21 protein-coding genes, 1 rRNA gene and 1 pseudogene are annotated in these 23980 nt (G+C 31.7%); 20 read left to right on the top strand and 3 right to left on the bottom strand.

Annotated elements, in window-relative coordinates; all coding sequences use genetic code 11:
- Positions 1-15: 15 nt before the first annotated feature.
- From FYJ81_RS04970 to FYJ81_RS04945, 6 genes are all read left to right on the top strand, one after another.
- Positions 16-1023 (top strand): NADP-dependent oxidoreductase, encoded by a 1008-nt coding sequence (locus tag FYJ81_RS04970; RefSeq protein ID WP_107383895.1) that lies wholly within the window; start codon positions 16-18, stop codon positions 1021-1023.
- Positions 1024-1040: 17 nt separating this feature from the next.
- On the top strand, positions 1041-2048 hold the full coding sequence (locus tag FYJ81_RS04965; protein ID WP_154409407.1) for a zinc-binding alcohol dehydrogenase family protein: 1008 nt from the start codon (positions 1041-1043) through the stop codon (positions 2046-2048).
- Positions 2049-2390: 342 nt separating this feature from the next.
- Positions 2391-3983, top strand: a complete 1593-nt coding sequence (locus FYJ81_RS04960; protein WP_107383893.1) for a BCCT family transporter — start codon at positions 2391-2393, stop codon at positions 3981-3983.
- A 116-nt stretch (positions 3984-4099) separates the two neighbouring features.
- A complete protein-coding gene (gene amaP / locus FYJ81_RS04955; RefSeq protein WP_107383892.1) occupies positions 4100-4636 on the top strand; it encodes an alkaline shock response membrane anchor protein AmaP in 537 nt (178 codons plus the stop codon).
- A 12-nt stretch (positions 4637-4648) separates the two neighbouring features.
- Positions 4649-4888 (top strand): DUF2273 domain-containing protein, encoded by a 240-nt coding sequence (locus tag FYJ81_RS04950; RefSeq protein WP_019468675.1) that lies wholly within the window; start codon positions 4649-4651, stop codon positions 4886-4888.
- 59 nt (positions 4889-4947) lie between these two features.
- Positions 4948-5454, top strand: coding sequence for an Asp23/Gls24 family envelope stress response protein (locus FYJ81_RS04945; RefSeq protein ID WP_107383891.1), 507 nt, complete (start codon positions 4948-4950; stop codon positions 5452-5454).
- 72 nt (positions 5455-5526) lie between these two features.
- Here the strand turns inward: FYJ81_RS04945 and FYJ81_RS04940 are convergent, their stop codons facing one another.
- A complete protein-coding gene (locus FYJ81_RS04940; protein WP_107517845.1) occupies positions 5527-7476 on the bottom strand; it encodes an IucA/IucC family protein in 1950 nt (649 codons plus the stop codon).
- Positions 7477-7576: 100 nt separating this feature from the next.
- On the opposite strand from FYJ81_RS04940, the gene FYJ81_RS04935 reads away from it, so the two are divergent.
- The 7 genes and pseudogenes from FYJ81_RS04935 to FYJ81_RS04905 all read left to right on the top strand — a co-directional run bounded on the left by FYJ81_RS04935 (position 7577) and on the right by FYJ81_RS04905 (position 16401).
- Positions 7577-8752 carry an MFS transporter gene (locus tag FYJ81_RS04935; RefSeq protein ID WP_107383889.1) on the top strand — a complete coding sequence of 392 codons (1176 nt, stop codon included), beginning with the start codon at positions 7577-7579 and terminating at the stop codon, positions 8750-8752.
- Complete coding sequence (locus FYJ81_RS04930; RefSeq protein WP_107383888.1) at positions 8749-10506, top strand: IucA/IucC family protein; 1758 nt, start codon at positions 8749-8751, stop codon at positions 10504-10506. The genes FYJ81_RS04935 and FYJ81_RS04930 overlap by 4 nt, the downstream gene beginning before the upstream one ends.
- A 2-nt stretch (positions 10507-10508) precedes the next feature.
- Entirely contained in the window at positions 10509-11570 is a 1062-nt protein-coding gene (locus tag FYJ81_RS04925) for an alanine racemase (RefSeq protein ID WP_107383887.1), read from the top strand.
- A 94-nt stretch (positions 11571-11664) separates the two neighbouring features.
- Complete coding sequence (locus FYJ81_RS04920) at positions 11665-12675, top strand: ABC transporter substrate-binding protein (RefSeq protein WP_107383886.1); 1011 nt, start codon at positions 11665-11667, stop codon at positions 12673-12675.
- Between the two features lie 12 nt (positions 12676-12687).
- A pseudogene (locus FYJ81_RS04915) lies at positions 12688-13723 on the top strand (FecCD family ABC transporter permease).
- A complete protein-coding gene (locus FYJ81_RS04910; RefSeq protein ID WP_154409406.1) occupies positions 13720-14682 on the top strand; it encodes a FecCD family ABC transporter permease in 963 nt (320 codons plus the stop codon). Before FYJ81_RS04915 ends, FYJ81_RS04910 begins: the two are co-directional and overlap by 4 nt.
- A gap of 345 nt (positions 14683-15027) precedes the next feature.
- Entirely contained in the window at positions 15028-16401 is a 1374-nt protein-coding gene (locus tag FYJ81_RS04905) for a YjiH family protein (protein ID WP_107385332.1), read from the top strand.
- Positions 16402-16499: 98 nt separating this feature from the next.
- Here the strand turns inward: FYJ81_RS04905 and FYJ81_RS04900 are convergent, their stop codons facing one another.
- Together FYJ81_RS04900 and FYJ81_RS04895 are read right to left on the bottom strand one after the other, a co-directional pair.
- Complete coding sequence (locus FYJ81_RS04900; protein ID WP_154409405.1) at positions 16500-16817, bottom strand: heme oxygenase; 318 nt, start codon at positions 16815-16817, stop codon at positions 16500-16502.
- Between the two features lie 184 nt (positions 16818-17001).
- Positions 17002-17262, bottom strand: a complete 261-nt coding sequence (locus tag FYJ81_RS04895; protein ID WP_107385334.1) for a SunI/YnzG family protein — start codon at positions 17260-17262, stop codon at positions 17002-17004.
- A gap of 176 nt (positions 17263-17438) precedes the next feature.
- Here FYJ81_RS04895 and FYJ81_RS04890 point away from each other — a divergent pair, with 176 nt between their 5' ends.
- The 7 genes from FYJ81_RS04890 to FYJ81_RS04860 form a co-directional block, all read left to right on the top strand.
- The gene (locus tag FYJ81_RS04890) at positions 17439-17939 is read left to right on the top strand and encodes a metal-dependent hydrolase (RefSeq protein ID WP_154409404.1); all 501 of its coding nucleotides are present in this window, start codon (positions 17439-17441) and stop codon (positions 17937-17939) included.
- A gap of 115 nt (positions 17940-18054) precedes the next feature.
- Positions 18055-19242: a UTP--glucose-1-phosphate uridylyltransferase gene (locus FYJ81_RS04885; protein WP_107385228.1), complete on the top strand. Its 1188-nt coding sequence runs from the start codon at positions 18055-18057 to the stop codon at positions 19240-19242.
- Between the two features lie 18 nt (positions 19243-19260).
- Positions 19261-19944 (top strand): PAQR family membrane homeostasis protein TrhA, encoded by a 684-nt coding sequence (trhA, locus tag FYJ81_RS04880; protein WP_107385227.1) that lies wholly within the window; start codon positions 19261-19263, stop codon positions 19942-19944.
- 248 nt (positions 19945-20192) lie between these two features.
- Positions 20193-21536, top strand: coding sequence for a multidrug efflux MFS transporter SdrM (sdrM, locus tag FYJ81_RS04875; RefSeq protein WP_107385226.1), 1344 nt, complete (start codon positions 20193-20195; stop codon positions 21534-21536).
- Between the two features lie 186 nt (positions 21537-21722).
- Positions 21723-22178: a SepA family multidrug efflux transporter gene (locus tag FYJ81_RS04870; protein ID WP_107385225.1), complete on the top strand. Its 456-nt coding sequence runs from the start codon at positions 21723-21725 to the stop codon at positions 22176-22178.
- Positions 22179-22339: 161 nt separating this feature from the next.
- On the top strand, positions 22340-23404 hold the full coding sequence (locus FYJ81_RS04865) for an Mrp/NBP35 family ATP-binding protein (RefSeq protein WP_107385224.1): 1065 nt from the start codon (positions 22340-22342) through the stop codon (positions 23402-23404).
- A 492-nt stretch (positions 23405-23896) separates the two neighbouring features.
- Positions 23897-23980: ribosomal RNA gene (locus FYJ81_RS04860) — 16S ribosomal RNA — on the top strand; the annotation flags it as partial.

Raw genomic sequence — 23980 nt, 5'->3', positions numbered from 1 at the left:
AATGGAGGCAAAATAATGAAAACAGAAAGCATTGTATTAGCAAAACGCCCAGAAGGCATACCTTCTGATGATGTATTTAGATACGAAACTATTGAAATAGATGAGCCTGGTAATGATGAGATTCAAGTTGAAGCGATATATATTTCGGTAGATCCATATATGCGTGGCAGAATGGATGATAGTAAATCTTATATACAACCATTTCAATTAGATGAACCATTGGCAGGACATATTGTTGGAAAAGTAGTGCAATCCAACGCTGACACTTTTGAGCAAGGTGATTATGTATTAGGTATGTTACCTTGGCAAAAATATACAAATGTATCAGCTCAAAAAGTTACGAAAATTACTCAGAGAGACATTCCACTTTATTTATATCTAAGTGTATTAGGTATGACTGGTCAAACGGCATACCATGGTCTGCTAAAAATCGGCCAACCAAAAGAAGGAGAAACTGTTGTTGTATCTGCAGCTTCAGGGGCTGTCGGTTCAGTAGTAGGTCAAATAGCTAAATTAAAAGGTGCGCGTGTGGTTGGTATTGCAGGCGGAACAACCAAAACGAAATATTTAACTGAACAATTAGGATTTGATGCTAGTGTAGATTATAAAGCTGATAACTTCTCAGAACAATTAGCTCAAGCAGTTCCAGATGGTGTAGATGTTTATTTTGAAAATGTTGGTGGACACATTGCAGATGAAGTAATGAAACACTTAAATCAATTTGCTAGAATTCCAGTATGTGGTGCAATTTCTGGCTATAATGATAAAAGTATTGAGCACGGACCACGTATTCAGCCGATTTTGATAAAATCACAAGCACTTATGAAAGGATTTGTTGTTGCAAATTTTGCTGATGACTTTAAACAAGCGAGTCAACAGCTTGCTCAGTGGGTAAATGAAGATAAAATAAAAACAAAAACTTCGATCGTAGAAGGATTTGAAAACGTGCCTAATGCATTTAGAAATTTATTTACTGGAGATAATTTTGGTAAACAAGTGGTCCAAGTTTCAGACAATTTATAAGTAAAGGAGATGCACATATGAAAGCAATTGCTGCAGATAGACCGTTTACATTAGATGAGGATAATCAATTTTATGAAATGGATATAGAGAAGCCAAAGCCTCAGCAATATGAATTATTAGTGCGTTTAACTGCTATTAGTGTGAATCCAGTAGATACGAAAATTAGACAATCGTCTATAAATGAGTCGCCAAGAATTTTAGGATATGATGCTGTAGGTGTTGTAGAAGCTATAGGCGAAGATGTTAAACAATTTAAGATTGGCGATGAAGTTTATTATTCAGGTTCACCTTCGTATCAAGGATCGAATCAGACATATCAACTTGTTGATGAACGATTGGTAGCATTGAAGCCGAGTAATATTAGTGATGTTGAAGCGGCAAGTCTCCCTTTAACTGGTTTAACAGCTTCAGAAACGCTTTTTGATGTTTTTAATATTTCTCATAATCCAGAAGAAAATGAAGGCAAGTCCATATTAATAATTAATGGCGCAGGTGGCGTAGGCAGTATCGCAACACAGATAGCAAAGTATTACGGGCTACACGTCATCACCACTGCATCTCGCAATGAAACGTATAATTGGTCAAAATCATTAGGTGCAGACATCGTGTTGAATCATAAAAATAATCTGACAGATGAATTTAAAAAATATGAAATTAGTGAAGTAGATTATATATTTTGTACTTTTGATACGGACTTGTATTACGAAAAAATGATTGAATTAGTAAAACCACGCGGTAAGATTGCTACAATTGTTGCTTTCAACAATAAGCAAGATTTAAATTTATTGAAGCCTAAAAGTGTAACCTTTACACATGAATATATGTATTCAAGACCGTTAAATAAAACAGAAGATATGTCTATTCATGGTACCTATTTAAAAGATATCACTAACAAAGTAGAATCAGGCGACTATAAACCAACAGCAAATGAAGTGTTAAAAGGATTAACAGCAGATAATATTTATGAAGCGCATAAAAAAATGGAAAACCACAGCATGGTTGGCAAATTAGTTATTTCTATTTAGTAAAAGTGCACGATGTTATAAATATGAACACTGCTATTGAGAAATTCTTATTGTTAAGCAATACTATAAAAGTTTAACAGCTTTCAATAAAATAGCTGCTACAAAGGAGCAAAGACAATCAAAACAGTATATTTGATTGTTATTTTGCTCCTTTATTTTTTCAAAGTAACGGTTTCTCACAATATCAATATCGAAAATTATTACTTTTGAATATACGCACAATTTAAGATATAAAATGTATAAATTAAAGTGTTAAATACAATTAAATTCATAAATTACGCATATTACCACGATGTAAGGGTATATATGACACATAAAGTAAAGGGAGAGTGTCATGTTAATATGCGTCTTAAAAAATTAACAGTAGTTTTTTGGGTAGCGCTAACGATTTGTACGCTATTTGTTATTTATGGCGCAATTGCGCCTAAACAATTAGAATCGGTTACACAAGCGATTACCAATTTTATTGCAGTAAATTTTGGATGGTATTATTTACTATTAGTATTAGCTATTTTAGTTGTATCTATTTATTTATTATTTTCTAGATATTCAACAATAACTTTAGGAGAAGAAGGAGAAGACCCAGAATTTTCACTAAAATCATGGTTTGCAATGTTGTTTAGTGCGGGTATGGGGATTGGTTTAGTATTTTGGACAACAGCTGAACCTATCAGTCATGCATTTACATTAACACCGATACATAAAGCAGGAACACAAACTGCTATAAATGAAGCGATGCAGTTCTCATTTTTCCACTGGGGTATACATGCATGGGCAGTGTACGGAATTGTTGGACTTGTGTTTGCATACTTTAATTTTCATAAAGGTTATCCTGGATTAGTGAGTGCTACATTAAGACCAGTTTTAGGAGAAAAGATGATGCGTGGGCCAATAGGTGGCGCAATCGATGTGCTTGCAATTATCGCCACAGTGACTGGTGTTGCTGCGACACTTGGATTTGGTGCATTACAAATTAATGAAGGTCTAAATTTTTTATTTAAAATACCTTCTAATTTTGGTACACAAGTTGTGATTATTGTTATTGCTACAGTGTTATTTACGTGGTCTGCTTGGTCAGGTATTGATAAAGGCATTAAAAACTTAAGTAATATTAATATGTTTTTAGCTTTTGTAGTATTAATCGCATTATTTTGTGTCGGACCTACGTTAAACATTTTAAATACGTTTACTAACTCATTGGGAGATTATATTGCTAATTTCTTTAACATGAGTTTACGTATTCCACAATCAGGTGGGGAGAAATTCCAATGGTTGCAACAGTGGACAATTTTCTACTGGGCATGGTGGGTCTCTTGGGCACCTTTTGTTGGCATATTCATTGCTCGAGTTTCTCGAGGTAGAACAATTAAAGAATTTATTTTAGGTGTACTTTTTGTACCTGCACTTGTTTGTTTTTTATTCTTTGCAGTGTTCGGGGCGTCAGCGATTTATTTACAGCAAAATGGCATTGCCAACATTGCTAAAGAGGCAACTGAAACTGCAACATTTGCAACACTTGAGCATTTTCCATTAGGATTTTTACTCAGTATTATTACACTCATTGTAATTATGATTTTCTTTGTTACTTCAGCAGACTCTGCAACTTATGTGCTAGGTATGTTGAGTTCTAAAGGGAGTATTAATCCATCTGGCGTAGTAAAAGTAAGTTGGGGTGTTATTTTAGCACTATTTGCTATGATTATGATTTATACAGGTGGTACACAGTCAATACAAAACTTATTAATCATAGCAGCATTACCTTTTTCAATCGTTATTATCTTTATGATTTGGTCGTTATTCAAATCATTATCAATTGAAAAACCACGGCCTAGCAATAAATTACTTGTTTCAGATGAAAAATATTTACAATATCGAAAAGCGAGTCAAGACCATGAAAAAAATAGTCAATCACAAACGCATCACGACAGTAATTAAAATTATTTTACCAAATACATTATAATTTCAATTTAAAATGTTTTTACTTTTATTTAACGGGGTATAAAGATGTATGACATGTACATATAATTTAACTATAGGAGGTGTCATACGAGGTGAAGCGAATTAAAAATTTTATACTAGGTCTATTAATCGTAGTCATCGTTGGTTTTTTACTATTTATGTATATCAAAGATTCTAGAATTAGTGAGTACCAAGACTACTTCAAGCAATTTAATTGGTTTGAACCGACGCTTATTGGCTTAGCAGCCCTACTGATTTTAATAGGTCTAATACTTGTATTTAGCTTGTTTAAACCTACGTACAGAAAACCTGGACTTTATAAAGACTATGAAGATGGACATATTTATGTATCAAGAAAAGCAGTTGAAAAATCTGCATACGATACACTTGTAAAATATGACCAAATTCGTCAACCAAATGTTATAGCGAAACTATATAACAAGAAAAAGAAATCACATATTGCTTTAAAAGCGGATTTCTTTGTTCCAGGTGATGTTCAAGTTGGTTCATTGACAGAAGAAGTAAGAAATGACATTAAACAAAATGTTGAGCATTTCACAGAATTACCAGTTTCAAAATTAGAGGTTAATGTTAGAGATCAAAAAGCCTCAGGCAAACGTGTGTTGTAAGGGAGGGTTATCATGGCTAACAATAATAACCAACAAAGACAAGATTCTACACAAGAAGTTGTTGATTTTTTCAAAACGTTTAAATGGAGAATAATTGGATTTTTAGCATTTCTAATTATCGCTATCTTATTTTTAACGTTAGGTTTCTGGAGTACAATATTAATAATTGTTTTATGTTTAATTGGTATTGGTATTGGGTATACTAAAGACCGTAAGCAGGATTTTTTGAATTTCTTAAATCGATGGAGTTAATTAATTTAAAATAGTAAATTAATCATTTTAAAATCTTATATAAAAAAGGAGAATTAATTATGGCAGTAGATAATAATAAAGCAAAACAAGCATATGATAATCAAACTGGAGTAAAAGAAAAAGAGCAAGAACAGCAACAACAGCAACAACAACAGCAACAAGAACCAGAATTCACTAATAAGTTAACTTTCTCAGACGAAGTTATTGAAAAAATTGCTGGTATTGCTGCACGCGAAGTAAATGGTATTTTAGAAATGAAAGGCGGCTTCGTTGATAACATTTCTAGTTCATTTGGTAGCAGTAACAACGTAACACAAGGTGTTAGCGTTGAAGTAGGCGAAAAACAAGCGGCAGTTGATTTAAAAGTTATTTTAGAATATGGTGAATCTGCACCTAAAATCTTCCGCAAAGTGACAGACTTAGTAAAAGAACAAGTTAAATATATTACTGGTCTTGAAGTTGTAGAAGTGAATATGCGTGTTGAAGACGTGATGACTAGAAAAGAATGGTCACAAAAAAATGAAAAAAGCCAAGATTCAAACAACGAAAATAAAGGCTTACAATAATGCTTAATACAAAACTACCGGTAAAGTAATTACTTTACCGGTAGTTTTTTTGTACGTTCATATAGCGTATTTTTATTCCTGATATAATGGATTGCTAACCTTGATATAAGTATAATAATCCGCTTCATCTGTGAGGCGCATCGTTGTAACACATTTATAATCTATTTTTGGTGCCAATAGAATTGATTTAATATTTTCTACGCGTTGTTGGTCATCTATATCATTTGCAATAACTTTTAATTTAGCAATTAAAATATCATGGATCAATTGCCAAAGTTGAGTTTCAAAATTAGAGTGCTCACTTGATTTTGTAATACTGACAATTAATTCACCGAGATGATTTTGAATACTTGAGTAAAAAACTTTATTGAATACTGTTTGAGGTTGGTCAGATAAAATTAAAGATTTTTCATGAAATTTTGCAGTACTATAGCCCATCTTATTTAAGTGCATTTGATCTATACGTAGCCCTTCAAAATCACGTATATAAAGTGTATCTAAAAGCCCATCTTCGGTAAATGTAGCGATTGAATTTTGTAGATGCGCTTCAAGGGCGATTCCGTATTTCACATATAGAGGAATCGTGATATCTATTAAGGCTTGGCTGTATTGTTGTATCCAAGATAAAGCAGCTATTTCAAAGGTCGGAAGTTTATTTTTTTCTTTATATTTTTTAATTAACGAGACAATTAATGGTTCATCATTATATATAGTTGAAGTAACTAATGCTGAAGGAATGATGGGTGTAGTATCATTTTTGATCAATTGATAAATATTGGTTCTAAATAATGTACCTAGTTGTTCACTTCTTTTTGTTCTGATAGTTGTCTCATCCAATGAGTTATAAAAATGAATACCGGCAAGCTCATCAATTGTATCAGCGTTTATATGCTTAAACAATGAATCATTTTGTTTAATATCATTAAGGATACGTGTTACCTGTGGCCCATTTATTGTAGTTTGTTCAGATAATGTTCTTATCTCACCAGTAATATGAACATTAGTTGATAACTTAATATGAGGTAATTTTTCAGGATATTTGGGCATTAATGTTCTAAATGATAGTCCTGCGTAATATGATTGTTGATAATCAATTGGTATCACTTTCTTGGTATTTAATTCTGCTTTGTACTCCTGTAATAATATATGGTCGTATTGCCATGGATGCACGACCATTACGTAATATTGATTAATTTGATCACGACCAACATGATTCATAACAGCTGCTTCTAACCCTTCAAACATTCTAAAAAGTAAATCATTTTCTTCTTCAATATAAGTTTGAGCTTTTGCTATTGATTTATGTATTAAAATAAATTGTAAGGATATGGCATTACCAAATTCCGCTGAATAATTAATTACAGTTTCTGGTGTCATTCCTTTTCGTAATTTAGCTCCCGGATGAATTGGGTGTCCTTCAATAACAAACTGTTCAGAACTCAAATAACTATCCTCTGAATTTATAATTAAATCATATAAACTTTTTTTATTGTTTTCTAATGTGTATGCTTGATAGCTTAATGCAATTGCCATATTTGTGACACTATTGTTCAAATCTTCATAAAATTGAGTGCTAGCTTCATTATCAAGTTCTGGCGATATTGTTAAAATAATGTTTAATATTTCATTTGGATGTTGTACCCTATTGTAACTGCCATTGTGTTCAATATAAAATGGCCCTTGAACATCTAAGCGATCAAATGCATGTTCTCCTGTTATAGTTGCATATAGTGTCTTATTAAGTTTAGGAAACGCAATGGATAACAATTTACTGTTTGCTGGTAAGTGTTCAATGTTCAAATCTTGATTAGAAATAACCTTACTGTGGCTCCGACTTTCTACTAAATTTTCCCTATGTAATGAAGAAATTAATCTTTGAGATATTTTATCTCGACTTTCTAAAAGCATATTTAGGAACAATTTTGCCCATTGTTCATTGATTGATGATAAATAATCAAATGCATGTTGTTCGTCATTGTTAATATTATTTAAAAAATTGTTGTTAATACTTTTTGAATTCATAAAGCACCTCTAAAAATTATTTTACAAAAGTATAAGATATTTGTATAATCCATAATATCGATAATGATAATTATTATCAATTAAAAAGTCAGGTGAAATTATGGCAAAGTATTTTTTCCCAAGTTCGTTCCTATTATTTTTAGGAAATTGGATTGGACATATCACTTTAAATTGGTATGTGTATACGTTATATCATAACGCAATTCATCTTGGACTCATTAATTTTTTCCGTCTTGTACCTATTTTACTCATAAGTGTATGGGCTGGTGCATTAGCAGATCGATGTAATAGGGGGAAATTATTGAAAATAACTATCTCTTCTTCTTTCTTACTTACCACTTTATTGTGTGTCTTAATCTTTCAAGAATGGGATATACCGATTGTAGTATTTTTATTATATTCATTGGGTAGAGGTATTATGAGTGCAATAGAAACGCCAGTTCGTCAATCTGTACTACCAGATTTGACGAAACGTTTAACAACAACACAGGTTGTTTCGTACCATTCATTTATTATTAATATTTGTAGATCTATAGGTCCTGCTATAGCAGGTTTAGTAATGGCGAGTTATAACGCAGAAATAAGTTTCATTATACAAGCGGTATGTTACTTAATATCTTTAATGCTGTGCTTGCCTCTCAAGATTGAACAACCGAGAGATAATGAAGCACAAACACAAATGAGTATTAAATTTGTGTTTGAATACTTTAAAGATAATAGTGTTGGCACTAGGATATTTGTAACATCTTTATTTATAATGGCTAGTGGTTTTACATATACTTCATTATTACCAGTTTTAACAGATAAGACGTTCCCTGAACAAGTAACGATGTTTGGGACAGCAATGACATGTTGTGCAATAGGTGGTATTATTGCGACGATGATTTTACCTAATTTACTAGAAAACATCTCTATGGTGAAGATGTATTATTATAGTTCGATATTATTTGGCGTTTCTTTATTAGGTAGTATTAGCCAGAATATTGTTGTTTTTTTTATTTCAGTTTTCTTAATTGGTCTGTTCAGTCAATGGATGCGTACCACTAATAGGATTTATTTTCAACATCGTGTTAAATCAGAACATCGAGGGAAAATACTAAGTGTTGTAATGATGGATAGAGGGATGATTCCCCTAGGTGCCATGATCATGAGTTTTTTAACTGAGTACATAGGTATTATAGAAACCTTCATTATTATGGGATTAAGTACCTTAACGATTGCATTAATATTTGGCACGATTAACAGACAAAGAACAAATGGAGGCAATGTTGTATGATGCATCATATATGGAAATTAGCAGATTTAAATATTCAACACCGCATGTTTAATGCAATTCTTAAAGAACATATTTTTCCTGAGCAAATGTTCTTTAAGTCTTTTGATAAATGCCTAGAACTTCAATACAAAGGACAAGCATTAAATGTTAACTATATAAGAAAGAGTCCTTTAATGCGTTATGTCTTTGAAGGTGAGATACGTTATATTAAAGGTGACGCAAGTTTTAATATTGAATCTTTGGAACAATTGCTTGAATTATTAACAAATCAATTTGATATCCCTATTAGTACTAGACTAACAGCAGAGTTACAATCAAGCCGAGAAGGACTAGCGATGAGTTATGAACATTTTAATAATAGACAATCTAACATTCGTGATAGTTTGAATTTTTCAAGAATGCCAATTACGATCAACTTTTTTACATGGCTCCAACATATGAAAGAAGATAATGACGTTAATGATTTAATTTATTCTGAAAGTCTTGTAGTGGAGGGGCATCCAACGCACCCTTTAACTAAAACAAAGTTACCCTTAACGAATGAAGAAGTTAAATTATATGCGCCTGAATTTGAAAAAATTATTCCATTGAAAATCATGCTTATCCATAAACAATTTTGTATAGCAACTGCGATGGAAGACGATGAACAATATATCATCAATCAAGTCATTCCTGAATATAAAGTTAAAATAAAAGCATTTCTAGATTCACATGATTTAGATTTAGCAGATTATCGAATTATATTTGTACATCCATGGCAATATGAAAATGTTATTCCACAACAATTTGGACATTGGATAGAAACACAACGTCTTGTAGCGACACCGTTTGACTTAGAATCCAAAGCAACACTGTCTTTTAGAACAATGGAGCTACTCAATAAACCATTTCATGTCAAATTACCAATAAATGTTCAGGCGACAAGTGCAGTGAGAACCGTTTCAGCAGTAACAACCGTTGACGGTCCTAAATTAAGTTATGAGCTGCAAGATATGATGGATGTGTATCCTCAATTAAAGGTCGCGTTGGAGCCCTATGGTATATATGCTGATACAGATGAAGATATCGCACGCCAATTAGCTTGTATTGTGCGCTATCAGCCACAAATTTCAAACACTGGTCTCACGATAGTAACTGGAAGTTTGGTCAATAGAAATCCTGTAGATAATCAAATCATTGTCGATAGTTATATAGAATGGCTTGGTCTAAAGTTAACCAAAGAGACAATTAAAAAATTTATTAGTAATTATGCATTAACACTTATAAAACCATTAATAGCCTATATCCAAGATTACGGTGTTGCATTAGAAGCGCACATGCAAAACACAATTGTTAATTTGAACCACGATTTTAAAATGAAGTTTATGATCAGAGATTTAGGAGGTTCAAGAATTGACTTAGATACGTTAAAAGCTCAATTACCTAACATTAATGTTACTAATAAAAGTTTAATCGTCGAGAATATTGAAGCGGTCATAGCAAAATTTCAACATGCTGTCATTCAAAATCAAATTTCAGAACTAATACATCATTTTACGCAATATGATGGTATTGAAGCAGACGAACTATTTGACCTTGTACGCGAAGCAGTTGAACAATCCATTGATTCTAAAAAAGCACATGCACACATACTACGACAAACCTTATTTGGAGCTAAAATAAATGTGAAAGCATTGCTACGTATGCGAATGGAAGGTAAGGTTAAAAATTATTTAACTGTAGATTTAGATAATCCTTTAAGTAATGAGGTGTAATTATGGCAAAAATCAACATAAATCTTTCTAAAATTAAATACAACGCCATGACATTAAACACACTTTTAAAACAACATCACATTGCTTTTACACCTGTGATTAAATGTGTAGCGGGTGATAAAACAATCGTTGAAACGTTGAAAAGTATTGGCATTACACATGTTGCAGACGCAAGGATCAGCAATATTCTAAAAAGTACAGATGAAGCCATATCTTATACATTAATTAGAAATAGTAACCATGATGAATTAGAAAATGTAGTACGCCACGTTGACATGAGCATCCAAACTGAATTAAAAACAATACGACAAATCAATGAAATCGCAAGTAATTATAATGTGAAACATAAAATATTATTAATGGTTGATTGGAAAGATGCTAGAGAAGGTGTGCTGACTTACGATGTAATTGCTTATATTAGAGAAATTATTAACATGCATCATATTTCCCTCAAAGGATTGGCTTTTAATTTTATGTGTTTTAATGCTATTGCTCCAACCGAAGAGGACGTTGAGATGATCAATCAGTTTATAACTTCAATCGAGAAAGAAACACATATGAAATTTGAAATAATCTCAGGTGGCAATTCTAGTATGCTATTACAAATGCTTTATAACGATTTAGGAAAAATTAATGAATTAAGAGTTGGAGAAACTTTGTTTAGAGGAATTGAAACGACTACAAATAATTCATTTGCTACTTTATATCAAAATGCCATCATTTTAGAAACAGAAATTGTTGAAATCAAACCACGTATTAACATGAATGATGGAGAACACTATTTACAAGCAATTGTAGATATAGGAAATTTAGACACAGACGTTAATGACATTAAACCATTACATCATCAAGTGAAAGTTTTGGGTGCGACGAGTGACCACCTTATGATAAATTTATTAAATAATGATCATTACCGTATCGGAGATAAAATACAGTTCAGTTTAGGTTACAAAGCTTTAGCACAAAGTATGTTTGTACCTAATTTAGCTAAAGATTATCAGAGTGATGATGTTATTGAAAAAATGTGTTATATCAAAAATATGAGAATATTGAATAAAATTTGATTTTTATCAAATTTTAATAAAAAAATTATTGACATTGAGAATCGTTATCAATAAAATTAGATGTGTAATGATACATATCTAAGGAGTGAAAACGATGAAGCAGAGATCTAAATGGATGGGTCTATTATTAATCACATTAACGCTTATCCTGTTAGCGGCTTGTGGTAAAGTTAGTGATAATGGTTCTGACCAATCTAAAAAGGACGACAAAAGTAAAAACGGCACAACGATTAAGCATGATGGAGGAACAACTAACATTGATAAAAAACCTAAACGTGTAGTTGCACTTGAGTTTTCATTTGTTGATGCATTAGCGGCATTGGATATTAAACCGGTTGGTGTCGCTGATGATGGTAAAAAAGATAGAATTTTAGCACCGATTCGTGAAAAAATAGGTGATTATCAATCAGTGGGTGCACGTAAACAACCAAACCTGGAAGAAATTAGTAATCAGAAACCAGATTTAATTATCGCAGATAGTAATAGACATAAAGGCATACAAAAAGATTTAGAAAAAATTGCCCCTACGATAATGTTACCAAGCTTTGATAGTGATTATAAAGACAACTTAGAGGCATTTAAAACAATTGCTAAAGCTACAGGTGAAGAAGATAAAGGAAAAGAAAGATTAAAAGAACATAATGAGTTAATGGATAAATATAAGAAAGAAATAACAATGGACAAATCTCAACCAGTATTAGCTACAGTAATTGCCAAATCTGGTTTGCTTGCACACCCAGAAAATACATATGTAGGTGAATTATTAAAAGAATTAGGTTTTAACAACGCGCTTAATAAAACTGAAACAGATAATCTATCTAAGTATTTAAAAGGACCATACTTACAACTAAATTCAGAAGTGCTTTCAGACATTAATCCAGGACGCATGTTTATCATGGTGGACAAAGGAAAAGCTGATCCAAACTTGAAAAAGCAAGAAGAAGAGCCAGTTTGGCAAAGTTTAGATGCTGTTAAAAATGATAGAATTGCTATTGTAGATAGAAATACTTGGGCTCGTGCAAGAGGTATCATTTCTTCTGAAGAGATTGCTAAACAGTTAGTAGAGATTTCAAAAGATGAAAAAAATGATAAACAACAAAAGTAAGGTGAACGGTAAATGACTAAGTCTAATAGCATTAACCAAACCAAAACTGAAGACAAGAAAAATAACAAACGCACAGCACTCACATTTATTGTGAGTGTGTGTGCGCTTTTTGTCATTATTTATTTTAATTTAAGTATAGGCGCATCTCATATTACTTTCAATGACTTTAATGATTATTTTTTTTGCGCATTCACAAACGAAACAAACTTTTTTAATACATAATGTACGAATACCAAGAATGTTAGCTGGTTTATTCATAGGTGCAGCGCTAGGGTTAGCAGGATTGTTAATGCAAGCGATGACTAGAAATCCTTTAGCTTCTCCTCAAATATTTGGCGTGAATTCAGGTGCATCTTTCGTGATTGTATTGATTACTATGATTGTGCCATCGTTGTCATCTTATGCAACGATATTAGCTTTTATAGGTGCCTTTATAGGTGGTCTAACTGTCTACGCTTTATCTGGCTCAACTAGAGGGATGACTCCAATTAAGTTAGCGCTTGCCGGAATGGCAATCCATTTATTTTTTTCAAGTATGACACAGGGTATTATCTTATTAAATGAAGATGCAACATCAACAGTGATGTTTTGGTTAGTAGGATCTTTATCTTCGATTACATGGACACAAGTATTAGGTATCTTGCCATGGTTGATACTTGCATTTATCTGTACAGTTATCATAGCTAAACAATTGACAATCATGGAATTAGGTGAAGATTTGGCCACCTCATTAGGCCAAAATGTTAAATTGATAAGAATGATCATTGGTATCTTAGTCATTGTGTTGGCAGGTACTTCTGTTTCAATCGCAGGTCCAATTGGTTTTGTAGGACTGATAGTGCCACATATTGTTAAACACTATATTAAAACAGATTATAGATTAATGGTGCCTTTAACGATGATTATCGGTGCAAACTTATTATTATTATCTGACGTTTTAAGTAGATTGATTGCCTTTCCTTTTGAATCACCTGTAGGTATAGTAACGTCATTTATAGGTGCTTTTTATTTCTTAGCATTTACAATAAAAGGGGTGAGAAGGCTATGAGGCGTCCATTCATATTTCGCTATTTGTTAGTTACAGTATTGTTATTGATTGCGTCAATTGCGTCCCTTTCAATAGGTGCTGTTTTAATCAATCCGTTTGAAGCGGTAAATAGCCTTTTTACGCAAAATAATTTTATAATTAACGAGTATAGAGCGCCAAGAATGTTTTTGGCATTAATTGTAGGTAGTAGCCTTGCTATTTCCGGTGCATTGATACAGGGCGTAGTAAGAAATGCTCTGGCTTCTCCTGATGTGATAGGTATTACCAAAGGTGCAAGTTTATCTGCCGTTACAATCATCATGTTATTTCCATCAGCGCCTTTATTCATATTGCAATTTGGATCATTTGCAGGCGCATTAATCATAAGTTTAATTTTAACTATATTAATATCAAGATTTAATGTAAAGGGCTCTAAGTTAGCATTAATTGGTTTAGCGATAGGTGCAATATGTACAGCAATTGTACAATATATGCTCATACGTAACCCGCTTGACGCTAACACGGCATTAGTCTGGCTAACAGGTAGCTTATATGGTCATAGTATGTCAAATGTGTGGGTGATATTACCTTGGTTTATTGTTGCGTTACCGGTGATATTTTATTATTGTCATCAACTAGATATTTTGACATTAGGAGATGAGATAGCGATTGCACTCGGGGCAAAAGTGAAAAAGGTAAAAGCAATTCTTTTATTTTTAGCTGTCATCCTAGCAGGTGCTTCAATATCAGTAGTTGGTGGACTGAGCTTTTTAGGTCTCATTGCACCTCACATAGCTAGACAATTAGTTGGTCATAAACATAAGCATATTACGCTTATGTCTGGCTTATTAGGTGCTTTAATTTTAATGATAAGCGACAGTCTAGCAAGAGGCATCCATCCGCCAATTGATATTCCTGTTGGTGTCATTGTCGCAATTGTTGGTGTACCATATTTTCTATTTTTATTGAGAAAATTATAAATTTAATATATAAAAGATTGAAAACGAAAGCGCTTTCATTTAAAGTAGAGGCTGAGACAACATGCATTTGTACCAACCTCACTTCATATTGACAGAAAATGACTGAACTGAAAACGCGCTTTAGATTAAGTTTTTCAATTCTAGTCAACCTTATCGGGGTGGGACGACGAAATCTATTTAATAAAATTAGATTTCTGTCCCACTCCTTTTATTAGCTATAAAAAGAAATGACATTAAAAAGACATTAAAATTTGATTTACATATTTATACAAAATAGGTTATAATTATTGCTGTTGCTTTTTAAAGTGTTTATGAAAATATATACACACCTAAGGGGTGAACGAAATGGACGATTATAGTAAAGCACAAATTATCAAAGGAAGATTAAAATTCATTTTGATGTCAGTTTTGGGGATTATTCTATTTTTGATTCCTATAACCGTGACTGAAGATGGTGAAAAGCAAACGACTTTACCAGTGGCATTTTTAGCAGGTCTATTAAAAGATTTATTAGGTGATGCGATGCCAGTGATTATTGTAATAATAATTACTATTTCAGGTGTTTTATCTATCATCTGTTCGACGGTATTGAAAAATAAATTGAAACCTGATGGATTAATGAATAACGCATTTAATGTAAAATTTGTATGGCTTATTTTAAGGGTTTTAGCCGTTATTTTTGTCTGGATGACATATTTGAAAATGGGCTCAAAAGCAATTTATTCAACTGATACTGGTGGTTTAGTGTTCGAAAGTTTATTACCAACGCTTGTATCTGTGTTTTTCTTTGCGGCACTTTTTTTACCTTTATTAATGGAATATGGCTTATTAGAATTATTAGGACCGATTTTCAGACCAATCATGAGACCACTATTTACGCTGCCAGGACGTTCGACAGTAGATAATTTAGCATCATTTATTGGCGATGGGACAGTTGGAGTTTTAATAACAAGTAGGCAGTATGAAGGTGGATTTTATTCTAGACGTGAAGCGACAGTGATAGCTACAACTTTCAGTGTAGTATCATTAACATTTGCAATTGTTGTTGCAGAAACAGTACATATGCAAAATCATTTCTTTTATTTTTATTTATCAGTAATCGTATCATGTATTGTATGTGCCTTGATTTTACCTAGAATATGGCCATTGAGTAAGATTAAAGATGAATATTCCAAAGAAGTATCTGAGGAAATGAGAACTGAGAAGTTACCTGAAAATAAAACTGCGTTGAAACATGGATTTGATATGGCTACAGAAACAGGAATTAGAGCACCAGGATTCAAATCGTTCTTTAAATCTGGATTTAAAACTGTTATAGATATGTGGTTCGTTATATTACCAGTTGTAATGAGTGTTGGGACTTTAGCTACAGTCATTGCGACTTATACTCCAATATTTGCAATCATTGGTAAACCTTTTGTACCTTATTTAGATTTATTGCAAATTCCAGAAGCTACACAGGCTTCAGAAACAGTTTTAATAGGTTTTGCTGACATGTTCTTGCCTTCTATTTTAATTGAAGGTGTGGGCAATGACATAACATTGTTTGTCATTGGTGCTTTGAGTATTACGCAGTTGATCTATTTATCTGAAGTGGGTGGCGTCATATTAGGATCTAAAATACCAGTTAGTATTTTTAAATTGTTTGTTATTTTCTTGATTAGAACAATCATCGCTTTACCAATTATTGCTTTAATGGCACATCTTTATTTTAATTAAATAAAATAAAACACACATGAACTCATATTTGAAATTTTTAGAGGTAACCTACCTTTAAGTCATTTCTCATATTTGTAAATGTGTGTTTTTTAATTAGATTAGTGAAGTTCTGTTAAAACAGTAGCTTTGACAATTTTATTTCCTAAAATAGGAGATGGCTCATCTTGTTGGGAATTATTGTTTTGACTATGCGCTTCTTTAAAAGCGTCACTTTTTAGCCAACCGTTGAAAGCTGCCTCATTTTCCCACCAAGTATTAACATACATTTGGTCGTAATCTGCTTCGTCATCTATTAACCATACTTCAATATGATGAAAGCCATATAAATCTTGAATTTTTCCGCCTTGTGTAAATTTTGGTGCTAGTTTTTCAGCAAACCCTTTCTTAACATCTATTCTATTAGTAACAACATACATATTATTCACCTACTTTCTAATTGATATTTTTAGTATAGCATTTAACTAAACCTTTATATGATTGAAAGCCATTGTTCAATATTCACTTACTCTGTATATTGAAAAAGAAGTGAAATTCTATTTATCAGAATTTCACTTCTTTTTATAATCAATTAGATTTATTAAATTAAACTTTTAGTGATTATTATTTTGTAATTTCATTATAAACTTTTTGATCATTTTGCGTGTATATAATGTATTCATGATTATCAGTATCAATGATAACACGATTTGTTTTTCCAAATGTAGAACCAATACGTGAAACTTTTTCTCTATCTAATTTTGGAACTGCATGGATATTTTGATCTTGAGAAACATTTTTAATTTCACTTGTTGGAATCTTAATATCAGCGACTCTCCATTGAATTCTTACTTCATTGTTATCTTTTTTTACTGTCATTGCCATATCGCGAACACATCCTTTAAATTATTTATAGCTATAGCATACAATAAAAAGTAATCGTTTTCAAGTGATTGTGTGATACTTTTAATCATTATGTCATACTATTTTATTTTACGAAAGTATGTTCGCATTTTCTATAATTTTATGGTAAAATTTAGCCGAGAAAAGGGGCAATGCACATGACAGGTAAAACACACACATCATGCGGTTTATTAGTAGGCGCATTAACTATAGAATATTACCAAACAGATTTATTTACATCGATTACAATTATGACGCTTGCAGTTATATCAAGCTTATTACCTGATATTTGTCACACGCAAAGCAAGGTTGGAAGACGTTTCAAAGTATTGAGTTTTTTAGTTCGTATACTGTTTGGTCATAGGACATTTACACACTCGTTATTATTCCTTTCTATAATTAGTATCCTTTTATATTTTATTCAAACACCAGAGTATTATTTGGTTTCAATTTTCCTTGGTTTGCTTTCACATGTTATACTAGATATGTTAACACCTAGAGGTGTAAAATTATTATATCCAATACCGTTAACGATTAAATTCCCCTTAGTTTTTAAAACAGGTGGCTTAGTAGACTTATCGTTAGCAGGCGCGCTTTCAATAGGTGCGCTTTACGTATTATTCAAATCATTTTTTAATAATCTCTTTTTAAATTTTTAGTGATTATGGTTGTGATTATAATTGTAATAATATAAAGTGCATATAGTGAAATTATATATTCCTATTAGATATAAGATATTATTTTTATCTATTTTGAATATAAAGGAGAGAGAACATGTTAGATAAGAAAGAGTTAGCAAAGTTTAACCAAGAACATCTAATAGAATTTGAAAAATTAATGAGTAATAATGAAAAAGAACAATTAGCTAGTCAAGTTGATCAATTAGATTTAGCTTACATTCAAGATTTATATCGTGATTTGTATTTAAATAAACAAATGATAGATGATATATCTTCAGTAAATGAAGTGAAATACGATATAAAAGAAAATTTTTCAGATGAAGAAATTAAACAATTTGAAGATGTTGGCATAGAAGCAATTAAAAAAGGTAGATTTGCAGTAGTTTTAATGGCAGGTGGACAAGGCACACGTTTAGGATACAAAGGACCTAAGGGTGCATTTGAGATTGAAGGTGTGAGCTTATTTGAACTACAAGCACGTCAATTATTAGAATTGAAAGAAAAAACGGGTGTTTATGTAGATTGGTATATCATGACAAGTAAAATAAATGATAGTCAAACCCAGTTGTTTTTTGAAGAAAAAAATTATTTTGGATATGACAAAGAACATGTACACTTTTTTATTCAAGATAATATCGTCGCATTATCTGAAGAAGGCAAACTTATTTTAGATGTTGATAGTTCTATTTTGGAAACTCCAAATGGTAATGGTGGCGTATTTAAATCACTCAAAAAAGCAGGATATCTTGAAGATATGACAGAAAATGGTGTTGAATATATCTTTTTAAATAACATTGATAATGTTTTGGTAAAAGTGCTAGATTTATTTTTTGCAGGTTATACTTTCCAAAATAGTATGGATATTACAACGAAATCGATTCAGCCCAAGCATGGGGAAAGCGTCGGAAGGTTAGTTACAAACGAGGATAAAGATACAGTGCTTGAATACTCAGAATTGGAAGCAGAAACTGCAAATCAATTAAATAATGCAAACATTGGTATACATATGTTTAAGCTACAATTTATTAACACTGCTGTAGATAATCATTTGCCATATCATTTAGCAGTAAAACAGCTTAAACAATTGGACGATGATTTTGGCGTTATTGAAAATCCTGCTTTAAAATTTGAATTATTTTATTTTGATATCTTCCAATATGCTCATAGTTTTATAACATTACAAGTACCGAGGGACGAAGAGTTCTCACCATTAAAAAACAAAGAGGGCAAAGATAGTGTGGAAACCGCTACAGCTGATTTAAAACGTTTAAATAGGATCTAAGAAAAGGTGATTACACTAATGACTAAACCATTAGAGATTAAAAGCAATAAAGTCACTAAATCATTTAAAAACATCATACCATTAACTTTTGGAGAAGAAATTGGTAATGCAGTATCACATGGCGTAGCTGCCTTTGTTACTTTATGCGCATTGCCATATGCAGCATTACAAAGTTATTTTGCACATGGTGTTTTAGGCTCTTTTAGTGTTTCTGTCTATGTAATAAGTATTTTTTTAATGTTTCTATCTTCAACGGTCTATCATACAATGCCTAATTATTCTTCACATAAATTTATACTTAGAATCATTGATCATAGTATGATTTATATTGCCATTGCTGGAACCTATACACCAGTGTGTCTAGTACTAGTAGGTGGTTGGATAGGCTGGACAGCAATGATTGTTTTATGGGGTATAACGCTTTGGGGCATACTCTATAAATCTTTAGCTAAACATGTCAATCATAAGCTTAGCTTAACGATGTACTTAGTGATGGGATGGATTGGCATAATATTTTTACCCACAATTATTTTCGATACTAGCTTGAAGTTTATGTTATTTATACTATTGGGCGGTATAGCCTATACAATAGGTGCGTGGTTCTATGCGCAAAAAGATAGACCTTATTTTCATATGATTTGGCATTTGTTTATTTTAATAGCTTCTGTTTTTCACTTTATAGCTATTTTATATTTTATGTAATCATTGAATAGATGGACCATTTAAATGTAAAGTATGATTATTTTACAAAATGAATAGGATTAAAAAAGCACTCAAATAAGGGAGCGAGAAGTAAATCAAAAAAGGTTCATTTGATTATAATTCTCGCTTTCTTTTTAATCCCTTTTTATAGGGCAAAAGAAGTAATTTGCAGCAAACCTATTGAACTTAGGCACAATTAGTGATTTAGTAATGATTGATAATGAAAGTATCGTGTTAGGAGATTAATTATGAATATAAAAACATTTGGTGTTGTTGTTGCATTAATATTAATTATGTTTATGTCTGCAATTGAAACATCAATCGTTTCATTAGCATTGCCTACTATAAAAGAAGATTTAAATGTGACTGGTTCAATATCACTCATATTTTCAGTCTATTTTATAGCAATTGTAATTGCTAATCCAATTGTAGGTGAGTTGTTGGACCGCACTAAAATCATATACATAACACTATTAGGATTAGTCTTTTTTACGATTGGAAGCTTTTTTTCAGGTATAAGTAGTACATTTGGTATATTAATTATCTCGCGCTTTATTCAAGGATTAGGTGCAGGAATAATGATGGCTTTGAGTCAAATAGTTCCAAAGCTTGCTTTTGCAATTCCATTAAGATATAAAATCATGGGGATTGTGGGCAGTGTGTGGGGTATATCAAGTATCATAGGTCCCGTCCTAGGCGGTGGGATTTTAGAATTTGCTACATGGCATTGGTTATTCTTTGTCAATATACCTATCGCTATCGTTGCGATGTTATTGGTAGTGTTTACATTTCATTTTGAACATGAACAAACGACAACTTCACATAAATTAGATATTAAAGGGCTTATGTTATTTTATCTGTTTGTTTTCTTTTTAATGTTTACAGTAATGAATAGCAGCCATTGGTATTTAAATTGTATTTCGTTTATTGTAGCGATAGCTATGGGTATGATCTTAATTAAAAATGAAAAGGGCGTAGCGGCTCCATTTTTCCCTGTTAAAGAATTTAACAAAACAATTATACTTGTTTTCATCACAGATTTTTTATATGCAATGATATTGATGGGATATAATTTATATATGCCGATATATCTTCAAGAAGAACTCGGACTATCACCATTACAAAGTGGGTTTGTTATTTTTCCAATTTCCTTTGCTTGGTTAGTGTTAAATTTCAACTTAAATAGGTTAGAAGCAAAAATGTCTAGAAAAGGCTTGTATATATTTGCTTTTACATTATTAACAATATGTGGCATTTTTATATTTGCAGGTACAAAAACACCAATATTTATAGCGTTTAGTTTATTGCTGGCTGGTATTAGTTTTGGAACAGTTTATACGAAAGATAGTGTAATAACTCAAGAAGAAACTTCCCCACAGAATATGAAGCGTATGATGTCATTATATACATTAACAAAAAGTTTAGGTAATTCTATCGGCTCTACAATTATGGGTACGGTTTATGGTTTAACAATCGCATTTATTCATTTACCAATACACAATGTGATTTTACTCAGTTTTATCATCTTAATCGTACTGTTTGTACTTTGGAATACACTGTATAAACAAGATGATCGCAAATTCAATTCTTAGAATAAAAACAAAAAGTTATATGTATTTTAATTATTAAGCAAGTATTGAAGTTTAGTGAATTTTAATACTTGCTTATTTGTATTTGGGTGTATGTTGTTATAATGGTAAAATAAGAAACAGTTTTTAATTAAGGATTAATGTGAAATAAGCAGAAAATAAATTAGGTGAAGGGGAGGACAGTAAGCAATGAAATATATAAAGTATTTATTTACGACGCTTATTGTGCTTTCGGTATTTATCATTTCTGGCGCTATATTTTTAGCATTCTTAGGATTTGGCTTATATGGATTAAGCCGTATCCTTATATTTTTTCATCTAGCATACTTTGGTTATAATAAAAGCTTTTATGATAACTTAATTTATTACGGCAGTTATATCGTATTAGGTTATTTTACTTTATTTATTATTGAGAACTTAATGGATTATTTCAGAAAAAAATTACCAGATAATCCCTATTTTCAAGGAATAACTTATCATTTAATAACATTTGTTGTTACAACGTTATTATTCTATTTTATTGTTCACATTCATTATGCATATATAGATATTGATTTTTGGGTGATTGTTGTAATTATGGGTATTCTATTTATATGTAAAGAAGTCTTTTATCCTGATAGCAAAAATCTTAATCAGAATAAATAGTTAATGATATAAGTGCTAAGAGGTGGTTAAGTGACCGTTGAGCTAACTGCTTTTGTATTACCAAGATTATATTTATACTAAGTGTAAACTACTTAAGCAAAATTAAGTTATGTTTGTTAGAATATTAGTGGATATATTTATATAATAGAGGGGGACGCTTTGTGTTAACGATAGAGCAAGTTAAAGAACTTGTTGGAGAACTTAAGGATCCAATTATTAATGTTCCTTTAAAGGAAACTGATGGAATCGTAGAGGTAACAACAAAAGATGAGATAGAACATGTAAGTGTTAAAGTGGCTATGGCTCAATTAGGAGGACAGCCACAGTTAGATTTACAAATGGCTATTGTGGAAGTGCTTAAAGAAAATGGCGCGAATACTGTTGGAATAAGATTTGAGGAATTACCGTCTGATGTTGTTGAACAGTATAGAGGTAACAGTGATGACCAACCGCAAACAATAGAAGGTTTACTATCAAAGGATAATCCTGTTGAATTTATAGCAATCGCATCTGGTAAAGGGGGCGTTGGTAAATCCACTGTAGCTGTAAACTTAGCCGTTTCATTAGCAAGGGAAGGTAAAAAAGTTGGACTCGTCGATGCTGATATATATGGTTTCAGTGTTCCAGATATGATGGGTATAGACAAAAAGCCAGAAGTGGATGGCAAAGAGATTATACCAGTTGAGAGACATGGAGTTAAAGTCATTTCGATGGCATTTTTTGTAGAAGAAAATGCGCCAGTTATATGGAGAGGACCTATGTTAGGTAAAATGTTAACTAACTTTTTTGTTGAGGTACGTTGGGGAGATTTAGATTATCTTCTTTTAGACTTACCTCCAGGTACAGGTGATGTCGCTTTAGATGTTCATACAATGCTACCATCTAGTAAAGAAATTATTGTTTCTACGCCGCATCCGACTGCAGCTTTTGTTGCAGCAAGAGCAGGTGCAATGGCTAAACATACAGAACATTCTATTTTAGGTGTTATAGAAAACATGTCATACTTTGAAAGTAAAGAAACTGGTAATAAAGAATACGTGTTTGGTAAAGGTGGCGGTGAAAAGTTAGCTGATGAGTTGCAAACAGAACTTTTAGGTCAATTACCATTAGAACAGCCATCATGGAATCCAAAAGATTTCGCACCTTCTATTTATCAAGCGGATGATCGACTAGGTAAAATATATCAATCAATGGCAAAACAAATCATCGACAAAACAAAAAAATAGATTATTTATAGAACTGGGTAGAAATTTTTAATTCTGCTCAGTTTTTCTCTTGCAATTTTTTGAATTGCTGTTAGAATAATTTCTTGTGACCAATGAAAGCACGATTAAGTAGCTTGAAAAGTTTGTTGCAAAAATATATTTAAACTATTGACTTTTTATTATGAAGTTGATAATATATAAAAGTCGTCAAAACGGCAAAACATTATTTTAAATAAATTTTTAAAAGTGTAAAAAATATACTTGAAAAAAAGATATTAATAATTTAATATTGTTAAAGTAATGTTAAATGATTGTTAAGCAAATGAAATCTTTGTTGACAAAGTGTAAACAAAGATGATATAGTAGTAAAGCAATTATTTATTTAAATGAACATTGAAAACTGAATTGCAATATGTCAACGTTAATTCCGATTTCAACATTAAATGTTGAATCAAAACAACGTGTTATTAATAACACAAATTAGTATTTTATGAGCTAATCAAACATCATATTTTTATGGAGAGTTTGATCCTGGCTCAGGATGAACGCTGGCGGCGTGCCTAATACATGCAAGTCGAGCGAACAGATAAGGAGCTT

Source organism: Staphylococcus sp. McC-251-APC-3A2, from assembly GCF_009695665.1.
GTDB lineage: Bacteria > Bacillota > Bacilli > Staphylococcales > Staphylococcaceae > Staphylococcus > Staphylococcus cohnii.
This window is presented reverse-complemented; position numbering and strand designations above follow the sequence as displayed.